Raw genomic sequence first — 23,554 nt, 5'->3', positions numbered from 1 at the left:
ATATTCAAATGGTGGAGGGAGGAGGATTCGAACCTCCGAAGGCTGAGCCGACAGATTTACAGTCTGTTCCCTTTGACCGCTTGGGTATCCCTCCACGAGAGCCGCGCATTGTTGTGAATCCGGACACGGTTGTCAACCGCGAATTTGTCAGCCGCCCGCGCGTGGCCGGCACACCGCGCCCACGCATTTCGCCGACGCAACAGGCCCCAGGCGCACATGCGCTCGGGCGCGTGGCTAGTAGTAGATATTGAAAGCGGCCTGCGGTGTGACCGCGTCCCCGGTATTGCGGCCGGCAACGACGACGTCAGCGCCGACAATGACGCCGTAGTGGCTGTTCCAGTTGTATTCGATGGCCGGCGCGACATCGACCGCCTCGCTGGCATTGGCATTCGTGTTGACGGAGGTCACAAGCCCATTGCTCGCCTGAACCCCTCGCACCGAATCACCTCCGGAATGGCTGTAAATGACGTCCACGGCCGGCGCCCAATGACGCGTCATGCTGTACTCGAACGCCAGATCGGCGGAAAACGTGTTGCCGGCATCGACCGTGCCGTTGAAGCCGCGGCCGGTACCGTAGACGCTGACGCCGTTCACCGAAGCGTTGTCGTCGGGAATGGTGTAGGTCAGATCGAGGCGAGAGCGCAGAATCCGCCCGTTCGGCATCCAGAAATAATCCTGGGTGAACAAACCGAGAGTGCTGGTCAGAAGGCCGCTACCCAGCCCGTTCGCCGGATGGTCGCCCAGCCCATCGTACTTGCCGGTCGGAAAGACTTCCGAGAACGCCAGCGCCGTGGTCGGCAACCAGCTGCCTTCGTGGAAGGCGTGCAGCATGTACTGAAAGCGAAGCTTGGTGTCACCGAGCCGTATCCCCTGACTATCAGCGCCATGCTCGACCACGTTGTAGCCGAACTCCGGCAGCACCGCGACCAACAGCCTGTTGGTCAGGCCGTATTCCAGCAGTGAGACCGAGCGCAGCGCATGAACGTTCGGCGTGTTGCGGCTGTGCCAGTTATTGTCGTAGTGGCCGTGCTGAATCGAATCCAGCACATAGGGCTCTATATCCCAGTGCCCTTGCGGCAGCGAGGTCGCGTTGGGTGCGGCGAGCGGCCCAGTGAACAAGGCGTCGTCGAGCGATTGACGCGAGGCGCCGGCGGCCAGCGCGCCAGCGCTCGCCTGCGCCAGCGTCAACGCGAGGCCGGCACAGATAGCGGCGCGATTGATGGTTCTCCTCGACATGGAGTTCACCTCTTTTTAGCTGATGCTTTTTAGTTGCTGTCTTGTTTGCGGGGAATCGGCAAAGCGGCGCCGACCGGCGCCGCTTGTGACCGTCGGCCCGGCCGCCACCGGACCGAACCGACAAGCTCAGCGGCGCCACCTCGCCGGAGGCGACACCACCGATGCGCCGCGCGCGGCGACTATGGCAGCGAGGGCGCGTTCTCGCCGGGATCGTCTTCCAGAATGCGGGCGATCGCACGCTCGGTCTCGGCCGGCGACAACGAGGTCTTGTAGGCAATCGCAAGGACCACGAGGCTCCAGATCGCGATCAGGATCAGTTCGACAACGAACGGGAGCACGCCCGCTCCACCGCCGATACCGCCCAATGCCGAGAGCACCCACATGCCGCCGAACCAGGGCAGCAGCCACGAGATATAACGCCAGCCGAAGTCCTCGGCCGGCATCCGCGCAACCAGGTGGTAATACAGCGCATAGATCACGAAACCGACAGCGATCAGGATGAACAACACCGAGTTGGTGTAGAAGCCGGCCCAGTAGATGATCCAGTTACTCAGGATGAAGGTGATCGGCGCCAGCACTTTCGCCCCGGCCAGCTTGAACGGGCGCTCGGCGTTGGGCGCGTTGCGGCGCAGGCACAGCAGCACGACGGGGCCGATGCCATAGGTGAGCACGGTGATCGAGGTGATGTACTCGACCATCTTCTGCCACGCCGGGAACGGCAGCAGGAACAGACAGCCCACGATCCACATCACCAGCACGCCGACCCACGGCACGCCCTGCGGGCTCAGTTTGGCGAGCCCCTTGGGCCCGGTGTCGAGCTGGCCGTTGGCCAGCAGGATGCGCGAGCCGCCGGTCATATACATCAGGCCGGTGCCGCCGGGCGAAACATAGGCGTCGACGTAAAGGATGGTCGCCAGCCAGGTCATGCCGAGGCCGGCCGCCAGACCCGCGAACGGGCCGAGATCGCCGGCGAACGACAGCGTCGCCCAGCCGCTCGTAAGCTGGTCCGGGGACAACGCCATGATGAAGGCGATCTGCAGGCCGACATAGACCACGCTGGCCAGCACGACCGAGCCGATTACCGCAAACGGCATGTTGCGATGCGGATCACTGCTCTCGCCGGCCAGCTCGATGGCGGTACGAAAACCCAGGAAACTGAACACGATGCCGGCGGCCGGCAGCGCGGTGAAGATACCGGAGAACTGATAGCTGTGCGGCGCGGCGTGCATGTTCTCGGGATGCCAGGCCACCACGATCAGCCCGATGATCGTCGCCACCGGCACAGCGATTTTCCACCAGGTGATCGCGGAATTGACCTGCAACAGCTTTCGAATTGCCAGCAGGTTCAGCAGCGCGAATATGCCGAGCAGAACGACCGACGCGAAAAACCCGATCACCGTCAACACCCCGTTTTGGGGACTGACCAGGAACGGTAGATAGTTGTTGGCGTAGGTGACCACGGCCTCCGCCTCGACCGCGGGCACCGCGACGTAGGCCAGAAACAGCATCCAGCTCCAGATCCGCCCGAGACCGTCGCCATGGCTGGCATGGCTGATGTGCACGAGCGCGCCACTGCGCGGGAACATCGTTGCCAGCTCGGCGAAACAGAACGCCAGCATCATGATGATGATGGCGCCGATCACCCAGCTGAGAATGCTCCAAGGGCCGGCCAGCTTGGCCGCATGATAGGCACCGAACAGCCATCCCGAACCGATCATGCTGGTCGTGCTGGCAAACAGCAGCCCGATCGGTCCGGCGTGGCGCTTAAGCTGCCCGCCCGATTGAGATGAGGCCATGACATGTCCCCCTTTGTTATCTGCGTGTATTGATTTGGATATCGATCAGCGCGCGCCGGACAGGCGACGGCACGTCGGCGGAACGCCGATGGGGGCGGACTTGCGAAAATCGCGCCAACCCGATCAAGGTTCAAACACCACGCATGCACCGCCCGCCGCGACAGCAACGCCGCCTCTGGCTGACAACGCGACCGAGTGCTGCAAGGCATGCGGTCTGCGTAAGCCCTGAATAATGCACCAAAACCAAGCAGCGCACGAGAGGAGGGTGGAGCCCGCGACCGGAGTCGAACCGATGACCTGCTGTTTACAAGACAGCTGCTCTACCAACTGAGCTACGCGGGCGAAAAGGCAGTGCGCGCCTATTCTGACGGCTCATGAGGCGCCTGGCTACCCGGACGCCTCATGCGCGAACGCAACCGACCCGAAGACCAGCGAGCCGCTGCACTGCCCCGGCTTTGATGTCTAGTCTTTTCGTCGCATACACCGCCGCGCCCGACATCGGAACGCGGCCGGGCGCGGCCTGATGCCATCCGCCCAGACAGCCTGCCGCTGGCCACCGGTGTCGCCCGCTGGCCACCATGCCCGGCTATTCCGCGCGTGATCGCCGGGGCCCGATACCCCGAGGCCCGGCAAGCGCCTACCAGGTCAGCGACACGCGCCCCCCCACCACAGTGGCATTGTCGACGGCCCGATTCGCCCCCGGATTGATGATGTACTGAACGTCCGGCTGCACCGTCAGATAATTGTTGATCGGCGCCTGATAGGTCAGCTCGACTGCCGTTTCGGCCCGGTCGCTGTTCGCTGTGGCCTGTCGAAAGACCCGCGACACATGGGCCCGCGCAACGGCCAACCCGAGAACATCGTTCGGCCGCCGGCGCAGCAGGCCGGTGACATCGAATCCACCGCCGAGATAGCGATTCAGCGGATTCCGGTCGCTCTCGGCGCCGCCGATCTGGGCAAACGCATCCAGTTTCGGCGTATTCGCCCCTCCGAGCAGGCGCTGCTGACCAATCACATAGAAACCGTGATCGCGATCGCGCGCCCGACCGGCCGGGTCGTCGTACTTGCTGGTCTGGTACCAGCCGCCGACCGCCAGCTTGTAGGGCTTGTCGCCGTCGCCGGAAATACCGGCCTCCACGGACGAAAAAATACCGTCTCCCGAGCGGAAAGCGATGTGCGTACCTGCCGGATGGCCGGGCAGGCCCGGCACCCCGTCGAACACACTGCCCATCACATAGGCGCCGCCGGAAGACTGCCAGCGCACCACCGCCCCCACGGCCGTGGTCGGATACTGGGACACATTCGATATCGCGGTGGTGGCGCCCAGACCGAAGGAGCTGTTGATGAACACGCCGGCCGCATCCAGCGTATCGAACAGGGCGTTCCAATCCTGCAGGCCGAGCCGAATCATCAAGCCCGAGTCGCCGAAATCATGTTGATACCAGGCGGAATACAACTTGGTCGTATTGCGGGCCTCGATGTTGTCGAGCCCCTGCAGATCACCGACATCGTTTGAAATCGAACTGCCGAAGGTGCCCAGATAATCGAAATAGAACCGGTTATCGGCCGAGCCACCCCAGACGCGACCGTCGATGCCGGCACTCAGGTTGATCGCGCCCGGCGCGGCGGTGCCATGACGCAATCCCCCGCCGACGTCGCTGAACAGATCCTGGCTGTAGGTGGCACCGAGATCGACCCCCGGAGCGACGGTTGCCGCCAGAGCACACGGGGCGACGACGGCGCCCGCCGCGCAGCACGCCATGAGGCGCATGCTTTTCCGCGAAAAAACGTTCAAGAGTTCATTCCCCCCAATTTCAAAATGACACGCGTCAGTAAAAGGTGTAGTGCTTGACCCCGGAACCGCCATCGGCGCTGGCGGCATAAGGCAAAATCGGCCCGGGTCAAGCGATCAGGATATATGCAAATGATTCGCATTTGCAATACGGAATCATCGAAGCATGAACCCGCTGCCTGTCTGCCGGCCTTCAGCGCAAGGCGGCAGGTCAGGCGCGACCCGCGCGGGGTTGCATGTGGCCCCGCGCGCTTGATGGCCGGTTTGCGACTGGCTGGTGGTACCGTGAAGCTGCGGCACCGGCGGCTGCGGGGGCAATTGCGGCAGGCCGATACAACGGTGGCGGCGCCGATGGTAACCACCGCCCGTGGTTACCGGCCATGGCGCGTGAATCCCGGCGCTCGCGCCGGCGGTCTTCAGGGTCACACCGGCCGCAGACTGACATCCCCGGAGTAAACCGCCTGGCGGCGACCGTCGATCTCCACCATCAGGCTGCCATCGGCGCCAATGCCACAGGCCACGCCGCGACGCCGCTGGCGCGCGTCGATCAGATCCACCGTCTGCCCCAGCACGCGATCGAATGTGCGCCAGCGCGCGGCGAACGGCGCAAAACCGGCCCGCTCGAACTCATCCAGCGCGCCCAGTATCGCCGCCAGACAACGGCCGGCGACAACACTGCGGGGCGGGGCATCCCGCAGGTGATCGACCAGTCGCGTCCAGGGCTGGCCAATGCGCTCGGATTCGCCGCGCGGCATGGCGATGTTGAGGCCGACGCCGATGACCAACCGTGCACTGCCGCCGGCCTCGGCGCGCGCTTCGGTGAGAATGCCGCCGACCTTGTCGCGCCCGATCCATAGATCGTTGGGCCATTTCAGCCCGGCGTCCTCGACCCCGAGCGCCTGCAAGACCTCGGCGATCACAACCCCCACCCCCAGACTGATTGTCGCGACCGGCGAGCGCGGCGCGGCCAGATCGTAGCCCACCGACAGGTGCAGATTGCTGCCGAAAGGCGACACCCAGGGCCGCCCCGCGCGCCCGCGCCCGGCGGTCTGGCGCTCGGCCAGACAGGCCCGGGTCGCGCCGTCGCCATAGGCCGCCAGCACGCTGTTGGTCGAATCCACGCTCTGACGCAGGATCAGTTGATCGAGCATGCCGCCATGCTGCGGCGACAGCTGCGCGCGCACGATGTCGGCATCCAGCAGATCCATCCCGCCGGCGAGCCGGTAGCCCTTGCCCGAAACCGCATAGACATCCAACCCGCCCCGGCGCAACCGTGCGATGCGCGCCGACACGGCGGAGCGCGTCACACCCAGCCGCGACGCCAGCGCCGGGCCCGAAATCCAGCCGCCGCCGGCCAGCGCGGCGATCAGTGGATCGGCTGGCTCGACCTCGTCGACCTGGGCGCCCGCGCCGCTCACCGCCGCCGACGCCAGATCCGTGCGCGCTCGAAACGGTTTTCGTTGCCGGCGCGCATGCGCGCGATATTGCTCCGATGCGTGTAGATGATGATCAGACTGGCCGCGACCACGAACACATGCCCGGCCGGCGGCACCGCCGGCACGAAGAAACTGGCCAGGGCGACGGCGAGCATGCCGATCATCGTGGCCAGGCCGACGAAGCCCGAGGCCACGAGCACGGCCACCCATACCGCCGCGCCGAACAGCAGTGAGCCGGGCAGCAGCACCGCCAGCACTCCGATGCAGGTGGCCGCTCCCTTGCCGCCGCGGAAGCCGTAGAACACCGGGTAGACGTGGCCGAGAATGGCCATGATGCCGCATACGAACGGCCACGGACCCAGCGTGTGCAACAGGACCGGCACGAAGCCCGCCGCGACCGCGCCCTTGACGATGTCGAACACCAGTACCGCCAGCCCATAGCCGCGCCCGCCGGCGCGCAGTGCGTTGGTGGCACCGGCATTGCCGCTGCCGCTGGAACGCAGGTCGTCCTGGTCGAACAATGGCCCGAGCAGCAGGCTGCCGGACAGCGAGCCGATGAGATAGGCCGCGCTCACGGCCACGATGATCAAAATCAGTTGCATGAACTCACCCCAGGTTCGTGTTCTGCGACACGTCGCTTTTCTCCGCGGCGGCACGACGGCCGTAAAGCCGGTCGATTTCGCGAGCATAACAGCGCGCCACCCGTCGACGCCGGATCTTGTCGGTGGCCGAAAGCAGGCCATTGTCCTGCGTCCAGCGATCGGTGGTGACCGCGACCCGCCGGATCTGGGCGTGGGCCGGGAAGCCGGCGGTCAGCTTGGCCAATCGATCGATGAAGTAATTCTCCAGCCGCGAACTGTGCAGGCTGGCCGCCAGGCCCGGATCGAGTCCCAACCGACGCATGATCGGCACCAATCGATGGGCCGGACAGCTCACCACCGCCGCCAGCACCGGCCGCGCCTCGCCCACCACGATGGCGCGGGCGATCAGGGGGTCGAGGCGCAGGGTGTCTTCGATCGGCTCGGGCGAGGCTTTCTCGCCCGAAGTCATCACGATGATCTCCTTCATCCGGCCGGTGAGATACAAGCGCTTCTTGTCCAGCCGGCTGACCTTATCGCCGGTATGCAGCCAGCCGCCCGCGGCCAACACCCGCGCGGTCGATTCCTCGTCGTTCCAGTAGCCACGCATCACGCCCGGCGAACGCACCAGCAGCTCGTTGTCCGGCCCGATCTTGGTGGCCACGCCATCGATCACCAGGCCGACACTGTCGAGTTCGTTGTCGTCGACCCGGTTGACGCTGACCACCGGGCCGGCCTCGGTCAGACCGTAACCTTGCAGAATCGGCAACCCGAGCCCCACCAGCGTGCGCGCCACCGGGTAGGGCAACGCCGCCGCACCGGATACCGCGACCTGCATCTGGGCACCGAACAGGCGCAGGCAACGCCGGGCGACGAAATAACGCAGCAACGGCCAGACCAGATGCGACAGCCGGAAGCCGGCGCGGCCCTGTTCGCGCTCGAATACGCTCTCGCCGATATTGATGGTGGCCACGACCAGACGGCGCACGATGCGCGGGCGACGCGCCATCCAGCGGGTCAGCTCGACGTAGAACCGCTCGTAGACACGCGGCACGCCGATCAACGTGGTCACCGGTTCGCGCGCCAGCGTCAGGCCGAGGAAGCGCGGATGCCGGCAGAACACGATGCGCGCCCCCACGATCATTGCCCGGTAGGCGTCCACTACGCGCTCGTAGCTGTGCGCCAGGGGCACGTAGGACAAGGCGCATTCGGCGTCGATTGCGGGCAGCGCATCGGCCACGCTCTGCGCGTTGGACAGCAGATTGGCGTGGGTCAGCATCGCGCCCTTCGCCCGACCCTGCGACCCCGAGGTATAGATCAGGCTCGCCAGATCCTGCGGGGCCGGCGGCTCGACGCGCGGATCGGGGCGATCGCGGGCCTCGGCCAGGGCGTCCTCGGCCGCGACCAGCCGGGCCTCGCCGGCCCGCTCGCCGGTGAACACGAAGGCATGGATCAACGTGTCACAGGCCTGCTGATCGAAAATACGCCGAACCCAGCGCGACTTGACCGCCACCATGACCTTCGCCCCGCTGTCGGCGACGAGGTGGGCGTTGCTGGCCGGCGTATCGGCACAGAACAGGCCGACCGTGATCGCGCCCAGACTCATCGCCGCCTGCTCCACGCACAGCCACTCGGGCGAATTACGCAGCATGATCGCCACACGATCGCCGCGGACCACGCCGTGCGCATGCAACACCCGCCGCCAGGCGGCCACACGCTGGGCCGCCTGGCGCCAGCTCAGATCACGCCAGACATGCGTGCGTGGCGAGTAGAACCGGTAGGCGATCGCATCGGGCGAGGCCGCCACGCGCGCATCGAACATCTGGCACAACGTGGCCGGGCCTTCGCGGTCCAGCCAGTGCGCCGGCCGACGCTCAGCTGTCGCCGGGCTCACGATGCAGCCAGGCCGCGCGGCGGGCATGGGCGGCCTCGTCGGCGGTTTTATCGATGGACAGATGCCATTCCGGCGCGGCATCGCCCGCAAGTGCCATCTCGCGAACCAGGAGCTGATCGCCCCGGAACAGATGCACACGCAACGCCGCGCCGGCCGGGTAACGGGCCAGCTGGCGCGCCAGTTCGCGCCCGACCTCGATACCGTCGAAGGCGAGCATGCGATCGCCCGGCGAAATGCCGGCGGCCTGGGCCGGGCCGTCGTCCAGTACATGCATGATGCGCGCCGGGCCCGAGCCCTCGGAAAGCATGAGCCCCATGCGCCCACGCACGATCGAGGCATCGTCGGTGGCCGGCTCGGCCAGGGCGCGAATACCGAAATCGCCGAGATAATCGGCCCAGGGCGCATCGGCCGTCGTCTGCAGATGAAAATCGAAGAAATCGACCAGATCCAGCCCCGACACCTCCGCGGCCAGACTCGCCAATGCGTTCTCGGGCGCCGGACGGTCGTCGCGACCATAGCGCTGCCAGGCGGCCTGCATGACCGTATCCAGCGAAATCCGGCCTTCGGTTTCCAGACGAATCTTGAGATCCAGGCCGAGCGCGAGCTGCGCGCCCTTGCCGTAATAACTCACCACGGCATTGGGCGTGTTCTCGTCCGGCTTGTAGAACTTCAACCAGGCGTCGAACGAGGACTGCGCCAGGCTCTGCCGGTGCCGCCCCGGCGTGCGCTCGATGCGCGTGGCGAGCTTGGCCAGCCGATCCAGATAACCCTGTTCGTTGATCACCCCGGCACGCACCAGACCGAGATCATCGTAGTACGACGTCACCCCCTCGTAGGCCCACAGATCGCGGAAATACGCTTCGCTTGTGAGATCGGACCCGGCCACCGCGGCCGGCCGGATGCGCTTGACGTTCCACAGATGAAAATACTCGTGGCTCGCCAGGCCGAGCAGATTTTCGTAGGCCGGGTCGCGCTTGCCGGTCGACGCCACGCGGGCCGCGCTGGGCAGCGCGTTGCGCGGGACCTGCAACACGCTGGAATCGCGATGCTCCAGGCCGCCGAAACCGGCATCGGTAACCTGCGACAGAAACAGATAGCGCTCGGCAGGCAACTCGCCGAACACATCGGCCTGGGCATTGCAGACCGCGGCGAGATCGATCGCCAGCTGGCGGGTATCGGCATCGTGCGCACCGAGCAACACGAAGGCATGCGCCACCCCGCGCACGCGATAGGGCACGGTCTCGATCGCCTCGCCCATGGCGACCGGCTGATCGATCAGACCCCAGTAGTTCGTGGCCTGATAGTCGCCGAACCCGAACTCATCGACCTCGGCCGCCGGCAGCGTGGTCACCAGCGACCAGTCATAGCGCGCGGGCGGGCGCGCCAGATGCAGCTTGATCGGCGCATGTTCGTGCCCGGCCGGACGCAGCGCCAGCGAGCTGAAATTGATGAACCCGCGCATGTCGTCCAGGTAGGCCGCGCGCACCGAGGCATCCCGGGCATAGAACTCACAGGTCACACAGACCCGCTCGGCCGCTTCGGCGAGCTGCCAGCTCGATCGATCAAGCGCCGTCACGGCAATCGGCCGACCGTCGGCCGCGTCGACGGCTTCGATGGTCAGCAGATGGCGCGCGAAATCGCGGATCAGGTAGCTGCCGGGAATCCAGGTCGGCAGATGCAGGGTCGGCGCCTCGGCCGCCGCCATGCTCAGTTGCAGCGTCACGCGCAGACGATGCGCCGCCGGATCCACCGGCGTCACGATGTAATTCAGTGTCGACATGCTTGGGTTTCAGGCGCCTCCCCGACCGGCGCGATATAGAACTCGGTTAGTGTACGGGCTCAAAGCGCGGCTGCCCACGCGGGCCTGTTGCCGTTTCGTACACGTGCCGCGTTGGAGACCGCAAATCGTGTCCGGCAAGGCGCGAGTCGCCGATCGTGGCGCGCCACGATCAAGACTTGCAACGCCGCCGGGCGCCCCTAGTAAATTTTTTTATGGGCGGCCCAATCCTTCGGGACAAGCGCTGTTTTGCGGCAAGACGAGGCGTAGCGAACGTGGCGTAGTGGTTCTACGTGAGAGAGCTACAACGCTGGATTGCCGCAAAACAGCGCTTGGCGCGGACGCGGACGAAACGGCAACAGGCCCGCGATTCACCAGCGCACCACCTCCAGCCCGAGCCCGCCGACCTGATGAAACAACCGCTTGGACGGACACACAGCGACGCCGTGTTCGGCCCAGGACAACAACGGCAGATCAGCATGCGAATCGGAGTAAGCCGCCACGCCCGCACCATCCTCCGGCATGCCGGACAAGGCCTTGACCCGGCGCAGTTTCTCGTCGTCGCGGCAGTTCTGGCCGTCCATACCCACCAGCCGTCCGCGGCTGTTCCACGCCGAGCGCGTGGCGAGCACTTCCTCGATGCCGAGTTTCGCGGCGATGCGCTCAACGTAGATATCGAAGCTGGCCGAGGCCAGGACCACGCGCACGCCCCGGCTCTGGAACTCGCGCAACTGCACCAGACCCTGCTCGCGCATCGCCTCAGCCAGCAGATCGTCGACGAAGCGCTCGGTCCATGCCGCCACCCGCGCCCGCGGCTCGCCGCCGATGAAGGCGCGCAGCATCTCGGTCTTGAGCCAGGTGCGGTCACCCCAGCGCCAGAACTTCAGCAGGGCCAGCGGCAGTCGCCACAACAACAGACTGCGGCGCTTCCGGTGATGGCGCAGATAACCCACGATGAACGGCAGGAACGTGTCGTATTCGGTGAGCGTGACATCCAGATCGAATACCACGATGCGCGGCGAGAATGACAATGCGACGCTCGCTGACTTAAAAATCCATCGTCACAGCTTAGCTCATCGCGCCGGGCAACCCACGCATGCCCCGTCTTGCAAAGGGCGGCCAGAGTCCCGACCATCGGCGCATTGCCACTCGCCCTTGAGCCCCATGCGCAGCCCCCGCTCTCCCAGCCTCTCCCAGCAACGCCGGCTCGCCGCCCGTCTCGGTTCCGGGCTGTCCCGGGACGTACCGCTGGCCGGCAAGACCAGCTTCGGCATCGGCGGTCCGGCCGCCCTGTATTTCGAGGCCACCACGCCCGAGGCCCTGGCCACCGCGGTCCGCGTCGCGCGCGAGGAAGACGTGGATTTCTTCCTGCTCGGCTCCGGCGCCAATATTCTGATCGGCGACCGCGGTTTTTCGGGCCTGGTGATTGCCAACCACGCCCGCGCGCTGACGGTGCGCGGCACGCGCGTGTTCGCCGCCAGCGGCGCGCTGATCTACCCGGACGTGATCGATGCCGCGGTCGGGCACAGCCTGTCCGGACTGGAACACTACGTCGGCATTCCGTCAACGGTCGGCGGCGCGCTCTGGCAGAACCTGCATTTCCTGTCGCCCGCGCCCGAGCGCGAGCGGACCCTGTTCATCGGCGAGGTGCTGGCATCGGCCGATATCCTGAGCGCCGACAACGAGCGCTGCATCGTCGATGCCGATTACTTCGAGTTCGGCTACGACCAGTCCGTGCTGCACCACCGCGACGACATCGTCCTGTCGGCGATTTTCGAACTGGAGCCGGCCAACGGCGAAGCGCTGGCCCGCGTGATGGAAGAGAATCTGCACTGGCGCGCCGAGCGCCATCCGCCGCTGGATACCGAGCCCTCGGCCGGCTCCATCTTCCGCAAGATCGACGGCATCGGCGCCGGCCGGCTGATCGACGAGGCCGGCCTGAAGGGCTTCACCTGGGGCGGCGCCCAGATTTCGCCGCGCCACGCCAACATCATCGTCAATCGCGGCGATGCCACGGCCGCCGATGTCTGCGGCCTGATCATGCACACGCAGAAAACGGTCGAGGCCGCCACCGGCTACTGGCTCACGCCGGAGATCTCCTTCGTCGGCGATTTCGCCCCGGTCAAACGGGTGCGTCAATCGGCGACCGGGTAACCGAACGGTCATCGCCCGGTCACCGATTCGTCATCGACAGCCGATAATTTCAGTTGTGTCGGCCCACACCGGCACACACCAACAATCGCATCGTGTTTGATACCGGTTTCGGGGGTATGCCCCGTGCCGGCGGCCGGCCCGAGGGCCGGTCTTTTTTTTGCCACAAACGGAAAATAAATCCTTTCGCTTATTTTCCAAGCGGCGTCGATCGTGCTAAACCGTCGATATAGTCATATTCCGCCGGAGCCGCGCGTGCATCGCCATCCCTATCGTCCGCGTCGCGAACTCGCCACCCACACGATCACCAACCAGCCGCCGCCGCTGGTCGATTACAACGCGTTCGCAACCGATACGGCGCTGGCGGCCGCGCTGGCGCGCGAAGGCGGCGGCTGGGGCGCCGAACGCGCCCGGGCGTACGGCGCGATCGCGGGTGGCGAATTACTCGATCTGGGCTTCAGCGCCAACGAAAATCCGCCGATGCTGCATGCGTTCGACCGCTACGGCGCGCGCATCGACGAAATCGAGTTCCATCCGGCCTATCACCGCGCGATGCAGCTGGCCAAGGAACACGGCCTGCATTCGCTGAGCTGGACCGCGGATCGTCCGGGCGCGCAGGTCGTGCGCAGCGCCCTGTACTACCTGCACAACCAGTTCGAGGCCGGCACCGCCTGCCCGCTCACCATGACGCATGCCGCCGCGCCGGTGCTCGCCCGCTTTCCCGAGCCCGGCGCCCGCTGGCTCGATGGCGTACGGGCCGCGGCCTACGACCCGCGCGTGATCCCGGCCGCCGACAAGACCGGGCTGACCGTCGGCATGGGCATGACCGAGAAACAGGGCGGCTCGGATGTCCGCACCAACACCACCGTGGCCAGCGCCACCGACCGCGCGGGGGTATTCACCCTGCGCGGGCACAAATGGTTCTTTTCGGCGCCCATGTGCGACCTGTTTCTGGTGCTCGCCCGCGAGGGCGATGGTCTGTCCTGCTTCGTGCTGCCGCGCTGGACCGAGGCCGGCGAGCGCAACGCCATCGATATCCAGCGCCTCAAGGACAAGCTCGGCGACAAATCCAACGCCTCGTCCGAAGTGGAATTCCGCGATGCCGAGGCCTATCGCATCGGCGAGCCCGGCCGCGGCGTGGCGACCATCATCGAAATGGTCGCCCAGACCCGGCTCGACTGCATGCTCGGCTCGGCCGGGCTGATGCGCCAGGCCGCGGTGCAGGCGATTCACCACGCGCGCCACCGCGAGGCCTTTGGCCAGCGCCTGGCCGATGCCCCGCTGATGCAGGAAGTGCTGGCCGATCTGGCGCTGGAATCCGAGGCCGCGATCGCCTACGCGATGCGCCTTGCGCGTGCGTTCGAAGGTGCTACCGAGCACGAGACGCATCTGGCGCGGCTCGCCACGCCGGTGGGTAAATACCTGATCTGCAAGGCCGCGCCAGCCATGGTCAACGAGGCCCAGGAATGCCTGGGCGGCGGCGGCTATGTCGAGGAATCGATTCTGCCGCGGCTCTACCGCCAGGCCCCGCTGAACTCGATCTGGGAAGGCTCGGGCAACGTGCAATGCCTCGACCTGCTGCGCGCGTTGGCCCGGAACCCGGACAGCATCGCCGCGCTGGAAGCCGAACTGGACACGGCCGCCGGACGCCACCCCGCCTTTGATGCCCACTGCGCCGCACTGCATACGCGTCTTGGCGAAAACGCGGACGACACGGCCGATGCGCGCCGCCTGGCGGGCGACATCGCGCGCGCGCTCCAGGCCGCGATCCTGCTCACCGGCGACGCGCCATGGGTCGGCGAGGCGTTCTGCGCGGCACGCCTGGCGCCCCGCCGGCCGGACGTCTATGGCACGGCCGGCCTCGGCGACGCCGCCACGCCTTTGATCGAGCGCGCGGCCGTGATCTGATTCGTGCCTGTCACGGTATGTTCACATAGAAATAGTCTTGACCGCTGACTATTTCCAAAGAATAATATCGGCCTGCTCCATCATGGAGAGCCGAGCGTGCCCATCCGTCTCCCCGATTCCATCCGTACGCGCCTGCCGTACCTGCTGGCGCGCGCGCATCAGCGTCAGCTCGATGTGCTGGCGCGGCATACCGCGGCGTTCGACATTGCCGGGCGCGACTACGCCGTCATGCTGCTGCTGGAGGCCCATCCCCGACTCTGGCAAAGCCAGATCGCCGAGGCGCTGGGGCTGGATCGCACCACGGTCACGTATCTGGTCGACGGGCTGGAAAAACGCGACTGGGTGGCGCGCCAGCGCGATCCCGCCGACCGGCGTGCGCACGTGGTCGGCCTCACCGATGCGGGCGAGCAGGCCCTGGCCGACATCAAGCCGGCGGTGATCGAAGCCAAGAAGGAGCTGCTCGCTCCCCTCTCCGATGATGAACAGGATCAGCTGCGCGATTTGCTCACGCGCCTGATCGCGGAGGCGCCATGAACCGTCGACTGATTCAGCTTGGCCTGCTCGGCACATTGGCCGCCGCGCCGATCATGCCGGCGCTGGCCACCGGGGCCCGGGCGCCCGGCGGTGGCGACGATTCCGCACTGGGGCCCACGCGCTCGCTATCGCTCGAACAGGCGGTGAACGATGCCCTGGCCACTAACGTCAATACCCTGATTGCGCGCGCGAAAGAGGATGAAGCGGCCGGCCAGCGGGTCTCGGCGCGCTCGGCCTTTCTACCGCATGTCTCCGGCCAGGTCAGCGAATCGCGGCAGAAGACCAACCTCGCCGCGCAGGGCTTCAGTTTCGGCTCCGATGTCGGCCCCCAGGCCGGGGCGGCGGCGGGCGGCCCGAGTTTCCCGAGCACGGTGACCTACAACAACTTCGATGCGCGGGCCAAGCTGCGTCAGACCCTGTTCGATTACAGCGCCTGGCAGGATTACCAGGGCGCCAGGCTCGGCGAGAAGGTGGCCGCTGACAAGCTCGCGGTGGCGCGCGAACAGGTCGCGACACAGACCGAGCTCGACTACGTACAAGCGCTGTCGACACGACGCGCGGTCGCGGCCGCGAAAGCCAATGTCAAGCAGGCGCGAACACTGCTCAAACTGGCGCGCGATCAGGCGCATGTCGGCGTGGCCACCGGCCTGGACGTCACCCGTGCGCGGGCGCGGCTGGCCCGCGATCAAGCCGATCTGGCACAGCGCCGGACCGAACGCACGCGCGCCGAAATCCAGCTCGCGCGGACCACCGGGCTGCCGCTGGATGCCCATCTCAAGCTGACCGATCCGCTGGTGTTCCGACCCATGCCGCTCGGCCCGATCAATACCGCGATCAACACGGCCCTGGCCGACCGGCCCGAGATCACGGTTGCGCGGATGCGCATCGCCCGCGGCCAGCGCCACCTGGCGTCGGCGCGGGGCCAGCGCCTGCCGACGCTCTCGGTCGAGGCCGACTACGGCGCTTCCGGCAATACACCGAGCCGTAACGACCAGCCCACCTACGCCTTCGGCGCCAGCCTGAGCCTGCCGATCTTCGCCGGCGGCCGGATTTCCGGGCAGATCGATTCCGCCGCCAGCCAGCTCGACCAGCAGCGTATCCGCTTCCACGATACGCAGCGGCAAATTGAACAGGACGTGCGCACTTCGCGGCAAACGCTCAAGACCCTGTCCCAGCGCGTGCGGGCCGCCCGCGCCAACCTCACGCTCGCCAAGCAGGAGCTGAGCCGCTCGCGCGACCGGTTCTCGCACGGCGTGGGCGACAACATCGAAGTGGTCGATGCCCAGTCCAATCTCGCCGATGCCCGCAACAGCCGCATCGATGCACTGGCCGAATACACCCGCGCCCGCATCAATCTCGCCGCCGCCCTCGGCCGCGCCCAGCAATTCAGTCTCACTCAGCCGGTAACGCCATGAGCTCGACCGATCATGCCAGCGAACAGACCGCCGAACCGGCCACCCCGCCGCGGAAACGCAACGGCAAGGGCCGCCGCGTGGCGCTCATTGCCGTGACCCTGGTGGTCGTCTGCGGCCTGGTCTGGTTCGTGTGGTGGTTCCTGCATCGCAACGACGTGTCGACGGACGATGCCTACGTACAGGCCAATATCGGCCAGATCGCGCCGCGCGTGACCGGCACGGTGGCCAAGGTGTTTGTACGCGACAACGAGCACGTCAAAAAGGGCGACGTACTGTTCACGCTCGACCCGGCTGACTTCAAGGCGGCACTGGCCAAGGCCGAGGCCAACCTGCAGGCGGCCAGGGCCTCCTACAACGCCAGCCAGCAGGATCTGTCGGTCACGCGCCAGACCAGCGCGGCCGACATCGACAATGCCAGGGCGGCACTCGAATCGGCCCAGGCCGAGGCTCAGCGCGCCGAGGCGGACGCCAAACGCTATCGTGCCCTGTACGCCCGGCACGAAATCTCCAAGCAGCAGCTGGACCAGAAGAACACCCAGGCGAAATCGACCGAGGCCCGGGTGCGCCAGGCGCGCGCCAAGCTGGCCCAGGCCAAGGCCTCGCCGGATCGAATCCAGTTGAAGCAGTCGCAGGCCTCCTCGGCGAAGGCCAGGATCGCCCAGGCCCGGGCGCAGGTGGATCAGGCGCGACTGAATCTCTCGTATACCGAGATCCGGGCCTCGCATGCCGGCAAGATCGCGAAGAAATCGATCGTCGCCGGCAGCCAGATCAGTGCCGGCCAGGCTGCCATGGCCCTGGTCCAGACCCATCCGTGGGTGGTCGCCAACTACAAGGAGACCCAGCTCGACCGGGTCCGCCCGGGCCAGCCGGTTTCCATCGCCATCGATGCCTATCCGGACCATGAGTTCACCGGCCGGGTGGAATCGATCCAGCCGGGCACCGGTGTGACCTTCTCGCTGCTGCCGCCGCAGAACGCGACCGGCAACTTCGTGAAGATCGTGCAGCGCGTGCCGGTGAAAATCATCTTTTCCAAGCCGGCCCAGCTCAAGGGGCTGGATGTCTCACCGGGCCTGTCCGTGGAGCCGACCATCAACGTGGCCGGGCCGATCCAGCATCTGGACCGGGCCGATATCCCGGCGACCGAGACCGGCCACGCGCAATGAGCAGCATCGACGCGGCCGGTGACACCCCGGCCGATCCGGCCACCATCGCCGCACGCGCCGATTATCCGTCCGGCCGCTGGCTGATCGCCGCAGTGGTCGGGCTGGCGGCGTTCATGGAGGTGCTCGACATCTCCATCGCCAATGTGTCGCTGTCGCATATCGCCGGGTCGCTGTCGGCCAGCCAGGACGAAGCGACCTGGATCCTCACCGCCTATCTGGTTTCCAACGCCATCGTGCTGCCCATTTCGGGCTGGTTCTCCCAGGTGCTGGGCCGCAAGCGGTTCTTCATCGGTTCGATCGTGTGTTTCTCGATCGCATCGCTGGCCTGCGGCATGGCGCCCTCACTGGCCTGGCTGGTAGTGTTCCGCATCATCCAGGGCGCGGCCGGCGGCGGCCTGCAGCCGGTCTCCCAGGCGGTGCTGGCGGATTCCTTCCCGCCGCGCGAGCGCGGCATGGCGTTCTCCATCTACGGCGTGGCCGTGGTGTTCGCGCCGGCGATCGGGCCCACGCTCGGCGGCTGGATCACCGACAACGTCTCCTGGCACTGGATCTTTCTGCTCAACGTGCCGGTAGGCATCGTACTCACCATCCTGGCCTGGGCTCTGGTCCACGACAGCGCCGCCTACGAAAAGGCACGCAAGGCCAAGATGGCCGATGGCTTTTCCATCGACTACATCGGCTTCGCCCTGCTGATCGTGGGGCTGGGCTGTTTGCAGATCATGCTCGACAAGGGCCAGGACAACGACTGGTTCTCGTCGACCTTCATCATCGCGATGGCGGTCGCCTCGGGCCTGTCACTGATGGCCCTGTTGTTGTGGGAGCCGTTCCAGCGCCATCCGATCATGGATCTGAGCCTGTTCCGCTACAAGAACTTTTCCATCGCCAACATCATGATGTTCATGCTGGGTTTCGTGTTGTTCGGCTCGACCCTGCTGATTCCGCAGTTCGTGCAGCAGGTGCTCGGCTATACCGCAACGCTGGCCGGGCTGGTGATCTCGCCCGGCGGCTTCGTGATCGTGGTGATGATGCCGATCGTGGGCATGCTCTCCGGCCGGTTGGATGCGCGCTGGATGGTCGGCATCGGGCTGACGCTGGTCTCGATCTCCATGTTCCACATGACCGGCTTCGACCTGGACAGCTCGTTCTCACAGCTGGTGCTCGCGCGCTGCCTGCAGACGCTGGGCCTGGCCTTCATCTTCATTCCGGTGACCAGCATCGCCTATGTCGGCGTGCCGGCGGACAAGACCGACCAGGTTTCGGCCATGGTGAACCTGACCCGCAACATCGGCGGCAGTGTCGGTATTTCGCTGGTCACCACCTGGCTGGCCCGGCGCGGCCAGTATCACCACGAAGTGCTGGCCTCGTCGGTCACGCCCTACGACCACCAGACCCAGGCCCTGCTGCATCAACTGACCCAGCACTTCATGGCCACCGGCGCCGCGATCAACGAAGCGCGCCATCAGGCCCAGGCCACCATCGCCCACCTTGTGGCCCAGCAGGCCCGGCTCATGTCCTATATCGATGATTACTGGATTCTGGGGGTCGTGATTGCCTGCCTGGTTCCGCTGGCGCTGCTGATGTCATCCGGCAAGGAACACGAAGACAGCGACCCCCCGGCGGCGCACTGAGCCCGGTCGCCCCGGGCTACGGCTTGGGCTGAAACAGCAGCGACGGGGCCAGCGACCGGAGTTCGTCGCGGTCGCTCTGGTGTCGCTCGGCTTCGCGATCGATTTCGCAGGTCAGAAACCACAGCCGCCGCGCCTGCTCATCGCTCAGCCCCGCGAACATGAGGCCGGCCTGGCGCCGGGCGCCGGAATACGCGGCCACGTCACGCACACGCGCGCCGAAAACGCCCTGCTCCCCGTTGGGGAACAGCAGGCGTACATTGACCGTTTCGTCGGGTTCGATCGGCGCGGCGTCGGCTGCCAGCGCGACCCGGCATCCGCCCACCGACAGATCGACCAACTGGCCGTGTATGTCCGGCGCTTCGGGCCGCGCCAGGCCGACCTCGACCCGCATGCGGCCGGGCACCGGGCGCGCGCGCCAGTCATGGCGTGCGTGGCGCAGCGTCAGCCGCAGGGGCAAACGGGTGCGCAACTCCGTGTACCCGGTGCGCGCATCCGGTGCCACCAGATCACAGCGCATCGCCGAGGAGACCAGATGCCCGGCACGCCGTCCCGCCTCGAGTTGCAGCATGTCGCCCACCGCGATCGGCACGGCATGGCCGGCGTCGGCGCGCAGCCAGCGCAGCCGCTCGGGATCGGCGCCGGTCTCGGCCAGCAGGACATGATGCCCGCGACCATCGGCCAGCCCGCGCAGCAGCACCGGTTCGCCCTGCTCGCAAAGATCGGTCAACGTCGCCGCCACGGCAGCAGGATCGGTAATCAGCGTGTACGAATTGGCGTCGATCGACATGACCGTAAAATGGCAGCGCGGATATCATCCTATCGGCCGCGGTGCGCGCGACTTGAACCCACTGGCTCAGGGACTGCGCCAGCCGCCCCCGTCGGCCACGGCCCGTCCCCGGGTTGCCAGGTGCAGCAGATGCGCATGGACCTGCAACGCAGCCATGGCCTGCAGTCGATCATGCAGCTGCGGATAGAGTGTTTGCGCGATATCTTCCGCCGTGCGCGGCGCATTGGCGGACAGCGCCGCCGCCACTTGCGACTCGCGCTGCCGGCGGTGGGCGATCACCTCGGCGATCGCCGAACCGGGATGTTCGATCACCCGCCCATGGGCCGGGGCGATACGCTGGACATGCAGACCGGCCAGGCGTTCCAGGGTCGAGAAATAGGCTCCCATATCGCCGTCCGGCGGCAGGATTACCACCGTGGCACCGGTCATCAAGGCATCGCCGGCCAACAGGACGCCGATGTCCGGGAGTTCGAAAGCCACATGGTCGGTCGCGTGCCCGGGGGTATGCCGGACCACCATCGACATGTCGCCCGCGGCGAGCGTCTCGCCGTCGGCCAGCGGCTGGTCGACCGGCACCGGCCGGTCGTAGTGGGCCAGCTCGGGCTTGGGCCAGGCCCGCACCGGCGCACCGGTGCGCTCGGCCAGCCGGCCCGCGCCGCCGACATGGTCCGGATGCCGATGGGTCAGACAGATCGACGCAATCTGGCCGTCGCAGGCCGCGATCAATGCATCGAGATGAGAATCGTCGTCCACACCAGGGTCGACGATCACGTACGGGCCCCGGCCCACGATGTAGCTGTTCGTGCCCGGGCCCGTCATCAGCGAAGGGTTGGGTGCGGTCAGACAGCGCAGCCCCGCGTCGACCGTCACCGGCCCGGCGATCCGGTCATGCCGCTCCATCATCCCTTCCCCCTTGTGCGAGACCGGCCAGCGCGGCGACCGTATTCCGATAATGCGTCAGTCTTGCCAGCGTGGCACGGGTCGGCGTCATCAGCCAGCGACGACCGGCGTCGGCGTCGGCGAGTGCCACGGCCGGCGCGACCCAATCCGCCGCTACCGTCTCGCCCCCGTCGGCGCGGGCCGGCTGATCGACCGGCGCGGCCAGCGCATAGAAACGGGTGGCATAGCGCTTGGGCGGGCCCGGCGGCGTCGTCCAGTGGGCAAAGGCCACCGGCGCGGTGAGGTCGAGGTCGAGTGCCAGGGCATCGACGACGTCCGCCCAGGCACGGCGACCGGCATTGAGCGCGATGCGCTCGGCCGCCACGCGCGCGGCGTCGAGCGCCGTCGCGGTGAACAGCAGCCCGGCTTCCTCGAAACACTCACGCAGCCCCGCCATGCGCCACGCCGCATCCGGCAACCCACAGCCGGCGCGACAACGTTCCGCCAGCGCCGTATCCGCCGCGTCCACCGCCCCGCCCGGAAATACATCGGCACCGGCACCGAAAACGTGGCCGTGATGACGGCGCAGCAATAACACTTCGAGTCGGCCCTGCCGGCCGTCGCGCAACACGGCCACGGTCGCGGCGTTGCGGATCGCTACCGAATCATGCGGATGGGGCGCCTGCGTCATATTCGATAGGATACCGACATTACCTCTGTACACTTCATCATGCATCGCGTATTCGTCTACGGCACGCTGCGTGCCGGCGAGCTCAACGAGTCCTGGCTCGGCGGTGCCGTGCATCGCGGTTCCGCGACCACGGCGCCAACGTTCACGCTGGTCGACGCCGGCGTCTATCCGGCGGCCCTCGACTACGGCCGCACGCCGATCCGGGGCGACATATACGCCGTCGATGCCGCCACCTTCGCCGATCTCGACACGCTCGAAGGCTATCCGGTGTTCTATACCCGTCGTCGTATCATAACCTCGGCCGGCGAGGCCTGGATCTACCTGTGGGCTGCCGCGCGCAACCGGGTCTGGCCCGTGATCGATTCCGGCGACTGGCCACGCTATCGGCGTTTACGCGATCAACCGGGAGAACTTTCGTGAGCCGTAGCGCGCCACCGCCACCAGAATCGGGCCGCAGTCCGATCCGCGATCTCTACGACTTGATTACGGGCGACGAGAACGCCCGTGTCTGCACCGACATCTCGGATGAGGCCTGTCGCGAGCAACCGACCAATTTCTTCGTCCACCTCGTGTCGCTTTTCGCCAACAAGGCCGGCGATCTGGTGGCCAGTCCGAAACTGGTGCTGCCGTGGCTGATGGCCGTGCTCGGCGCGCCGACCTGGATGGCGGGCCTGCTGGTCCCGATTCGCGAATCTCTCGCCCTGCTGCCCCAGCTGGTGATTGCCGGCTGGATGCGTGCGCATCCGATCCGCAAGTGGTTCTGGGTCGCGGGCGCCGCGGTGCAGGGGCTGTCGGTACTGGCCATGATCAGCGCCGCGCTTGCCTTCGACGGCGCCGTGGCCGGCGGCCTCATTCTTTTGCTGTTGATCGTTTTCTCGCTCGGACGCGGTGTGTGCTCCGCGTCCTACAAGGACGTCCAGGGCAAGACCATTGCCAAGACCCGGCGCGGCACGCTCTCCGGCTACGCCTCCAGCGCGGCCGGCGGCCTGGCCGTGCTGCTGGGCGCAATCCTGTGGTTCGTGCCGGCCAGCCAGCACCTGAAGCCGATTCTGGGCCTGCTCGCCCTGGCCGGCGTGCTGTGGGTCGCCGCGGCCTTCATCTTCGCCGCCCTGCGCGAGTTTCCCGGCGCGACCGAGGGCGGCGGCAACGCCCTCAAGACCGCGGCGGACAGCCTCGCGCTGCTGCGCGACAAGCCGGCATTCGGCCGCTTCGTCGCCGTGCGTGGATTGTTGATCGCCACCGCGCTCGCCGCGCCCTATTACGCCCAGCTCGCCCGCGCCGCCGGCGGCCCGAGCCTGGCGCATCTGGCGATCCTGTTGCTGGTCAGTGGCCTGGCCTCACTCGTGTCCGCCCCGTTCTGGGGGCGTTTTTCGGATTATTCGTCGCGTCAGGTCCTCATACTCACCGGCGTGGCGGCGGCCGTATTGAATGCGCTGGTCGCCCTCGCCGTCTGGACCGGGTTCGGTCATATCGCCGGCGTATGGCCATTTGCCGTGGGTTATTTCATGCTGGCCGGCATCCATGCCGGCGTCCGGCTCGGGCGCAAGACCTATCTCACCGACCTCGGTAACAGCGAGGATCGCGCCCGACTCACGGCGGTGGCCAACACCACCATCGGCGTGATCCTGCTGGCCGGCGGCGGCCTCGTGGCGGCGATCGGCCAGGCCGGTCCGGCCGTGGCGGTGGCCGTGCTCGCCCTGCCGGCGCTGGCCGCCGCCGCCCTGGCGCGCGGCCTGCCCGAACTCGAACAGGCCGCATGATCGATGACGACCGAACGACACCGGGCGCCGTTATGCTTTTCGGGCTTCGTTTGGCGAAGAAAACTGTCCGCAGATCAACACAGATTTACGCAGATGCGGTTCTGCTTTCGCGGCATAGTGGATTCGAGG

Annotated in this window: 19 protein-coding genes and 2 tRNA genes; 8 read left to right on the top strand and 13 right to left on the bottom strand. The window is 66.8% G+C overall.

The features are described 5' to 3' along the window. Window positions 1-9: 9 nt before the first annotated feature. From ACS8Y6_RS02010 to ACS8Y6_RS01965, 10 genes are all read right to left on the bottom strand, one after another. Window positions 10-94 (bottom strand) — tRNA-Tyr (locus ACS8Y6_RS02010). A gap of 140 nt (window positions 95-234) precedes the next feature. Then, window positions 235-1,236 carry a transporter gene (locus ACS8Y6_RS02005; RefSeq protein ID WP_440850404.1) on the bottom strand — a complete coding sequence of 334 codons (1,002 nt, stop codon included), beginning with the start codon at window positions 1,234-1,236 and terminating at the stop codon, window positions 235-237. A gap of 179 nt (window positions 1,237-1,415) precedes the next feature. After that, on the bottom strand, window positions 1,416-3,032 hold the full coding sequence (locus ACS8Y6_RS02000) for an APC family permease (protein WP_440850403.1): 1,617 nt from the start codon (window positions 3,030-3,032) through the stop codon (window positions 1,416-1,418). A 266-nt stretch (window positions 3,033-3,298) separates the two neighbouring features. Then, window positions 3,299-3,374, bottom strand: a tRNA-Thr gene (locus tag ACS8Y6_RS01995). 295 nt (window positions 3,375-3,669) lie between these two features. Beyond that, entirely contained in the window at window positions 3,670-4,803 is a 1,134-nt protein-coding gene (locus ACS8Y6_RS01990) for a carbohydrate porin (RefSeq protein ID WP_440854892.1), read from the bottom strand. Between the two features lie 443 nt (window positions 4,804-5,246). Next, window positions 5,247-6,242 (bottom strand): biotin--[acetyl-CoA-carboxylase] ligase, encoded by a 996-nt coding sequence (locus tag ACS8Y6_RS01985; protein ID WP_440850401.1) that lies wholly within the window; start codon window positions 6,240-6,242, stop codon window positions 5,247-5,249. Beyond that, window positions 6,239-6,862: a glycerol-3-phosphate 1-O-acyltransferase PlsY gene (gene plsY, locus ACS8Y6_RS01980; RefSeq protein ID WP_440850400.1), complete on the bottom strand. Its 624-nt coding sequence runs from the start codon at window positions 6,860-6,862 to the stop codon at window positions 6,239-6,241. Before plsY ends, ACS8Y6_RS01985 begins: the two co-directional genes overlap by 4 nt. Window positions 6,863-6,866: 4 nt before the next feature. Beyond that, the gene (locus ACS8Y6_RS01975) at window positions 6,867-8,732 is read right to left on the bottom strand and encodes an AMP-dependent synthetase/ligase (RefSeq protein WP_440850399.1); all 1,866 of its coding nucleotides are present in this window, start codon (window positions 8,730-8,732) and stop codon (window positions 6,867-6,869) included. Beyond that, on the bottom strand, window positions 8,713-10,512 hold the full coding sequence (locus ACS8Y6_RS01970) for a M61 family metallopeptidase (RefSeq protein ID WP_440850398.1): 1,800 nt from the start codon (window positions 10,510-10,512) through the stop codon (window positions 8,713-8,715). The genes ACS8Y6_RS01975 and ACS8Y6_RS01970 overlap by 20 nt, the downstream gene beginning before the upstream one ends. Before the next feature lie 368 nt (window positions 10,513-10,880). Continuing rightward, window positions 10,881-11,540, bottom strand: coding sequence for an HAD family hydrolase (locus ACS8Y6_RS01965; RefSeq protein WP_440850397.1), 660 nt, complete (start codon window positions 11,538-11,540; stop codon window positions 10,881-10,883). Between the two features lie 133 nt (window positions 11,541-11,673). Here ACS8Y6_RS01965 and murB point away from each other — a divergent pair, with 133 nt between their 5' ends. The 6 genes from murB to ACS8Y6_RS01935 all read left to right on the top strand — a co-directional run bounded on the left by murB (window position 11,674) and on the right by ACS8Y6_RS01935 (window position 19,308). After that, complete coding sequence (gene murB, locus ACS8Y6_RS01960; protein ID WP_440850396.1) at window positions 11,674-12,663, top strand: UDP-N-acetylmuramate dehydrogenase; 990 nt, start codon at window positions 11,674-11,676, stop codon at window positions 12,661-12,663. A 252-nt stretch (window positions 12,664-12,915) separates the two neighbouring features. Beyond that, on the top strand, window positions 12,916-14,568 hold the full coding sequence (locus ACS8Y6_RS01955) for an acyl-CoA dehydrogenase family protein (protein ID WP_440854939.1): 1,653 nt from the start codon (window positions 12,916-12,918) through the stop codon (window positions 14,566-14,568). 96 nt (window positions 14,569-14,664) lie between these two features. Next, window positions 14,665-15,102, top strand: coding sequence for a MarR family winged helix-turn-helix transcriptional regulator (locus ACS8Y6_RS01950; RefSeq protein WP_440854891.1), 438 nt, complete (start codon window positions 14,665-14,667; stop codon window positions 15,100-15,102). Then, on the top strand, window positions 15,099-16,517 hold the full coding sequence (locus ACS8Y6_RS01945) for a TolC family protein (RefSeq protein ID WP_440854890.1): 1,419 nt from the start codon (window positions 15,099-15,101) through the stop codon (window positions 16,515-16,517). The genes ACS8Y6_RS01950 and ACS8Y6_RS01945 overlap by 4 nt, the downstream gene beginning before the upstream one ends. Beyond that, window positions 16,514-17,680 (top strand): HlyD family secretion protein, encoded by a 1,167-nt coding sequence (locus ACS8Y6_RS01940; RefSeq protein WP_440850393.1) that lies wholly within the window; start codon window positions 16,514-16,516, stop codon window positions 17,678-17,680. The genes ACS8Y6_RS01945 and ACS8Y6_RS01940 overlap by 4 nt, the downstream gene beginning before the upstream one ends. Next, window positions 17,677-19,308, top strand: a complete 1,632-nt coding sequence (locus tag ACS8Y6_RS01935) for a DHA2 family efflux MFS transporter permease subunit (protein WP_440850392.1) — start codon at window positions 17,677-17,679, stop codon at window positions 19,306-19,308. Before ACS8Y6_RS01940 ends, ACS8Y6_RS01935 begins: the two co-directional genes overlap by 4 nt. A 16-nt stretch (window positions 19,309-19,324) precedes the next feature. On the opposite strand, the gene ACS8Y6_RS01930 is transcribed toward ACS8Y6_RS01935, so the two are convergent. The 3 genes from ACS8Y6_RS01930 to ACS8Y6_RS01920 all read right to left on the bottom strand — a co-directional run bounded on the left by ACS8Y6_RS01930 (window position 19,325) and on the right by ACS8Y6_RS01920 (window position 21,665). Further along, window positions 19,325-20,095 carry a PilZ domain-containing protein gene (locus ACS8Y6_RS01930; protein WP_440850391.1) on the bottom strand — a complete coding sequence of 257 codons (771 nt, stop codon included), beginning with the start codon at window positions 20,093-20,095 and terminating at the stop codon, window positions 19,325-19,327. Between the two features lie 66 nt (window positions 20,096-20,161). Then, window positions 20,162-20,995, bottom strand: a complete 834-nt coding sequence (locus tag ACS8Y6_RS01925) for an MBL fold metallo-hydrolase (RefSeq protein WP_440854889.1) — start codon at window positions 20,993-20,995, stop codon at window positions 20,162-20,164. After that, window positions 20,982-21,665: an NUDIX hydrolase gene (locus ACS8Y6_RS01920; protein ID WP_440850389.1), complete on the bottom strand. Its 684-nt coding sequence runs from the start codon at window positions 21,663-21,665 to the stop codon at window positions 20,982-20,984. Before ACS8Y6_RS01920 ends, ACS8Y6_RS01925 begins: the two co-directional genes overlap by 14 nt. Before the next feature lie 39 nt (window positions 21,666-21,704). Between ACS8Y6_RS01920 and ACS8Y6_RS01915 the strand changes: the two genes are divergently transcribed. Both ACS8Y6_RS01915 and ACS8Y6_RS01910 read left to right on the top strand, forming a co-directional pair. Beyond that, the gene (locus tag ACS8Y6_RS01915; RefSeq protein ID WP_440850388.1) at window positions 21,705-22,085 is read left to right on the top strand and encodes a gamma-glutamylcyclotransferase family protein; all 381 of its coding nucleotides are present in this window, start codon (window positions 21,705-21,707) and stop codon (window positions 22,083-22,085) included. Further along, window positions 22,082-23,425 (top strand): MFS transporter, encoded by a 1,344-nt coding sequence (locus ACS8Y6_RS01910; RefSeq protein WP_440854888.1) that lies wholly within the window; start codon window positions 22,082-22,084, stop codon window positions 23,423-23,425. The genes ACS8Y6_RS01915 and ACS8Y6_RS01910 overlap by 4 nt, the downstream gene beginning before the upstream one ends. Window positions 23,426-23,554: the final 129 nt, after the last annotated feature.

Source organism: Salinisphaera sp. RV14 (assembly GCF_052044135.1).
Classification (GTDB): Bacteria; Pseudomonadota; Gammaproteobacteria; order Nevskiales; family Salinisphaeraceae; genus Salinisphaera.
Note: the sequence above shows the minus strand (reverse complement) of the source record. Positions and strands in the feature narration are given on the sequence as shown.

Excerpts from the sequence above, each read along its gene's own strand:
- ACS8Y6_RS01945 (WP_440854890.1), top strand. The coding sequence starts at position 15,099 with ATGAACCGTCGACTGATTCAGCTTGGCCTGCTCGGCACATTGGCCGCC.
- ACS8Y6_RS01925 (WP_440854889.1), bottom strand. The coding sequence starts at position 20,995 with ATGGAGCGGCATGACCGGATCGCCGGGCCGGTGACGGTCGACGCGGGG.
- ACS8Y6_RS01940 (WP_440850393.1), top strand. The coding sequence starts at position 16,514 with ATGAGCTCGACCGATCATGCCAGCGAACAGACCGCCGAACCGGCCACC.
- ACS8Y6_RS01920 (WP_440850389.1), bottom strand. The coding sequence starts at position 21,665 with ATGACGCAGGCGCCCCATCCGCATGATTCGGTAGCGATCCGCAACGCC.
- plsY (WP_440850400.1), bottom strand. The coding sequence starts at position 6,862 with ATGCAACTGATTTTGATCATCGTGGCCGTGAGCGCGGCCTATCTCATC.
- ACS8Y6_RS01935 (WP_440850392.1), top strand. The coding sequence starts at position 17,677 with ATGAGCAGCATCGACGCGGCCGGTGACACCCCGGCCGATCCGGCCACC.
- ACS8Y6_RS01990 (WP_440854892.1), bottom strand. The coding sequence starts at position 4,803 with ATGCGCCTCATGGCGTGCTGCGCGGCGGGCGCCGTCGTCGCCCCGTGT.
- ACS8Y6_RS01930 (WP_440850391.1), bottom strand. The coding sequence starts at position 20,095 with ATGTCGATCGACGCCAATTCGTACACGCTGATTACCGATCCTGCTGCC.
- ACS8Y6_RS01915 (WP_440850388.1), top strand. The coding sequence starts at position 21,705 with ATGCATCGCGTATTCGTCTACGGCACGCTGCGTGCCGGCGAGCTCAAC.
- ACS8Y6_RS02005 (WP_440850404.1), bottom strand. The coding sequence starts at position 1,236 with ATGTCGAGGAGAACCATCAATCGCGCCGCTATCTGTGCCGGCCTCGCG.
- murB (WP_440850396.1), top strand. The coding sequence starts at position 11,674 with ATGCGCAGCCCCCGCTCTCCCAGCCTCTCCCAGCAACGCCGGCTCGCC.
- ACS8Y6_RS02000 (WP_440850403.1), bottom strand. The coding sequence starts at position 3,032 with ATGGCCTCATCTCAATCGGGCGGGCAGCTTAAGCGCCACGCCGGACCG.
- ACS8Y6_RS01970 (WP_440850398.1), bottom strand. The coding sequence starts at position 10,512 with ATGTCGACACTGAATTACATCGTGACGCCGGTGGATCCGGCGGCGCAT.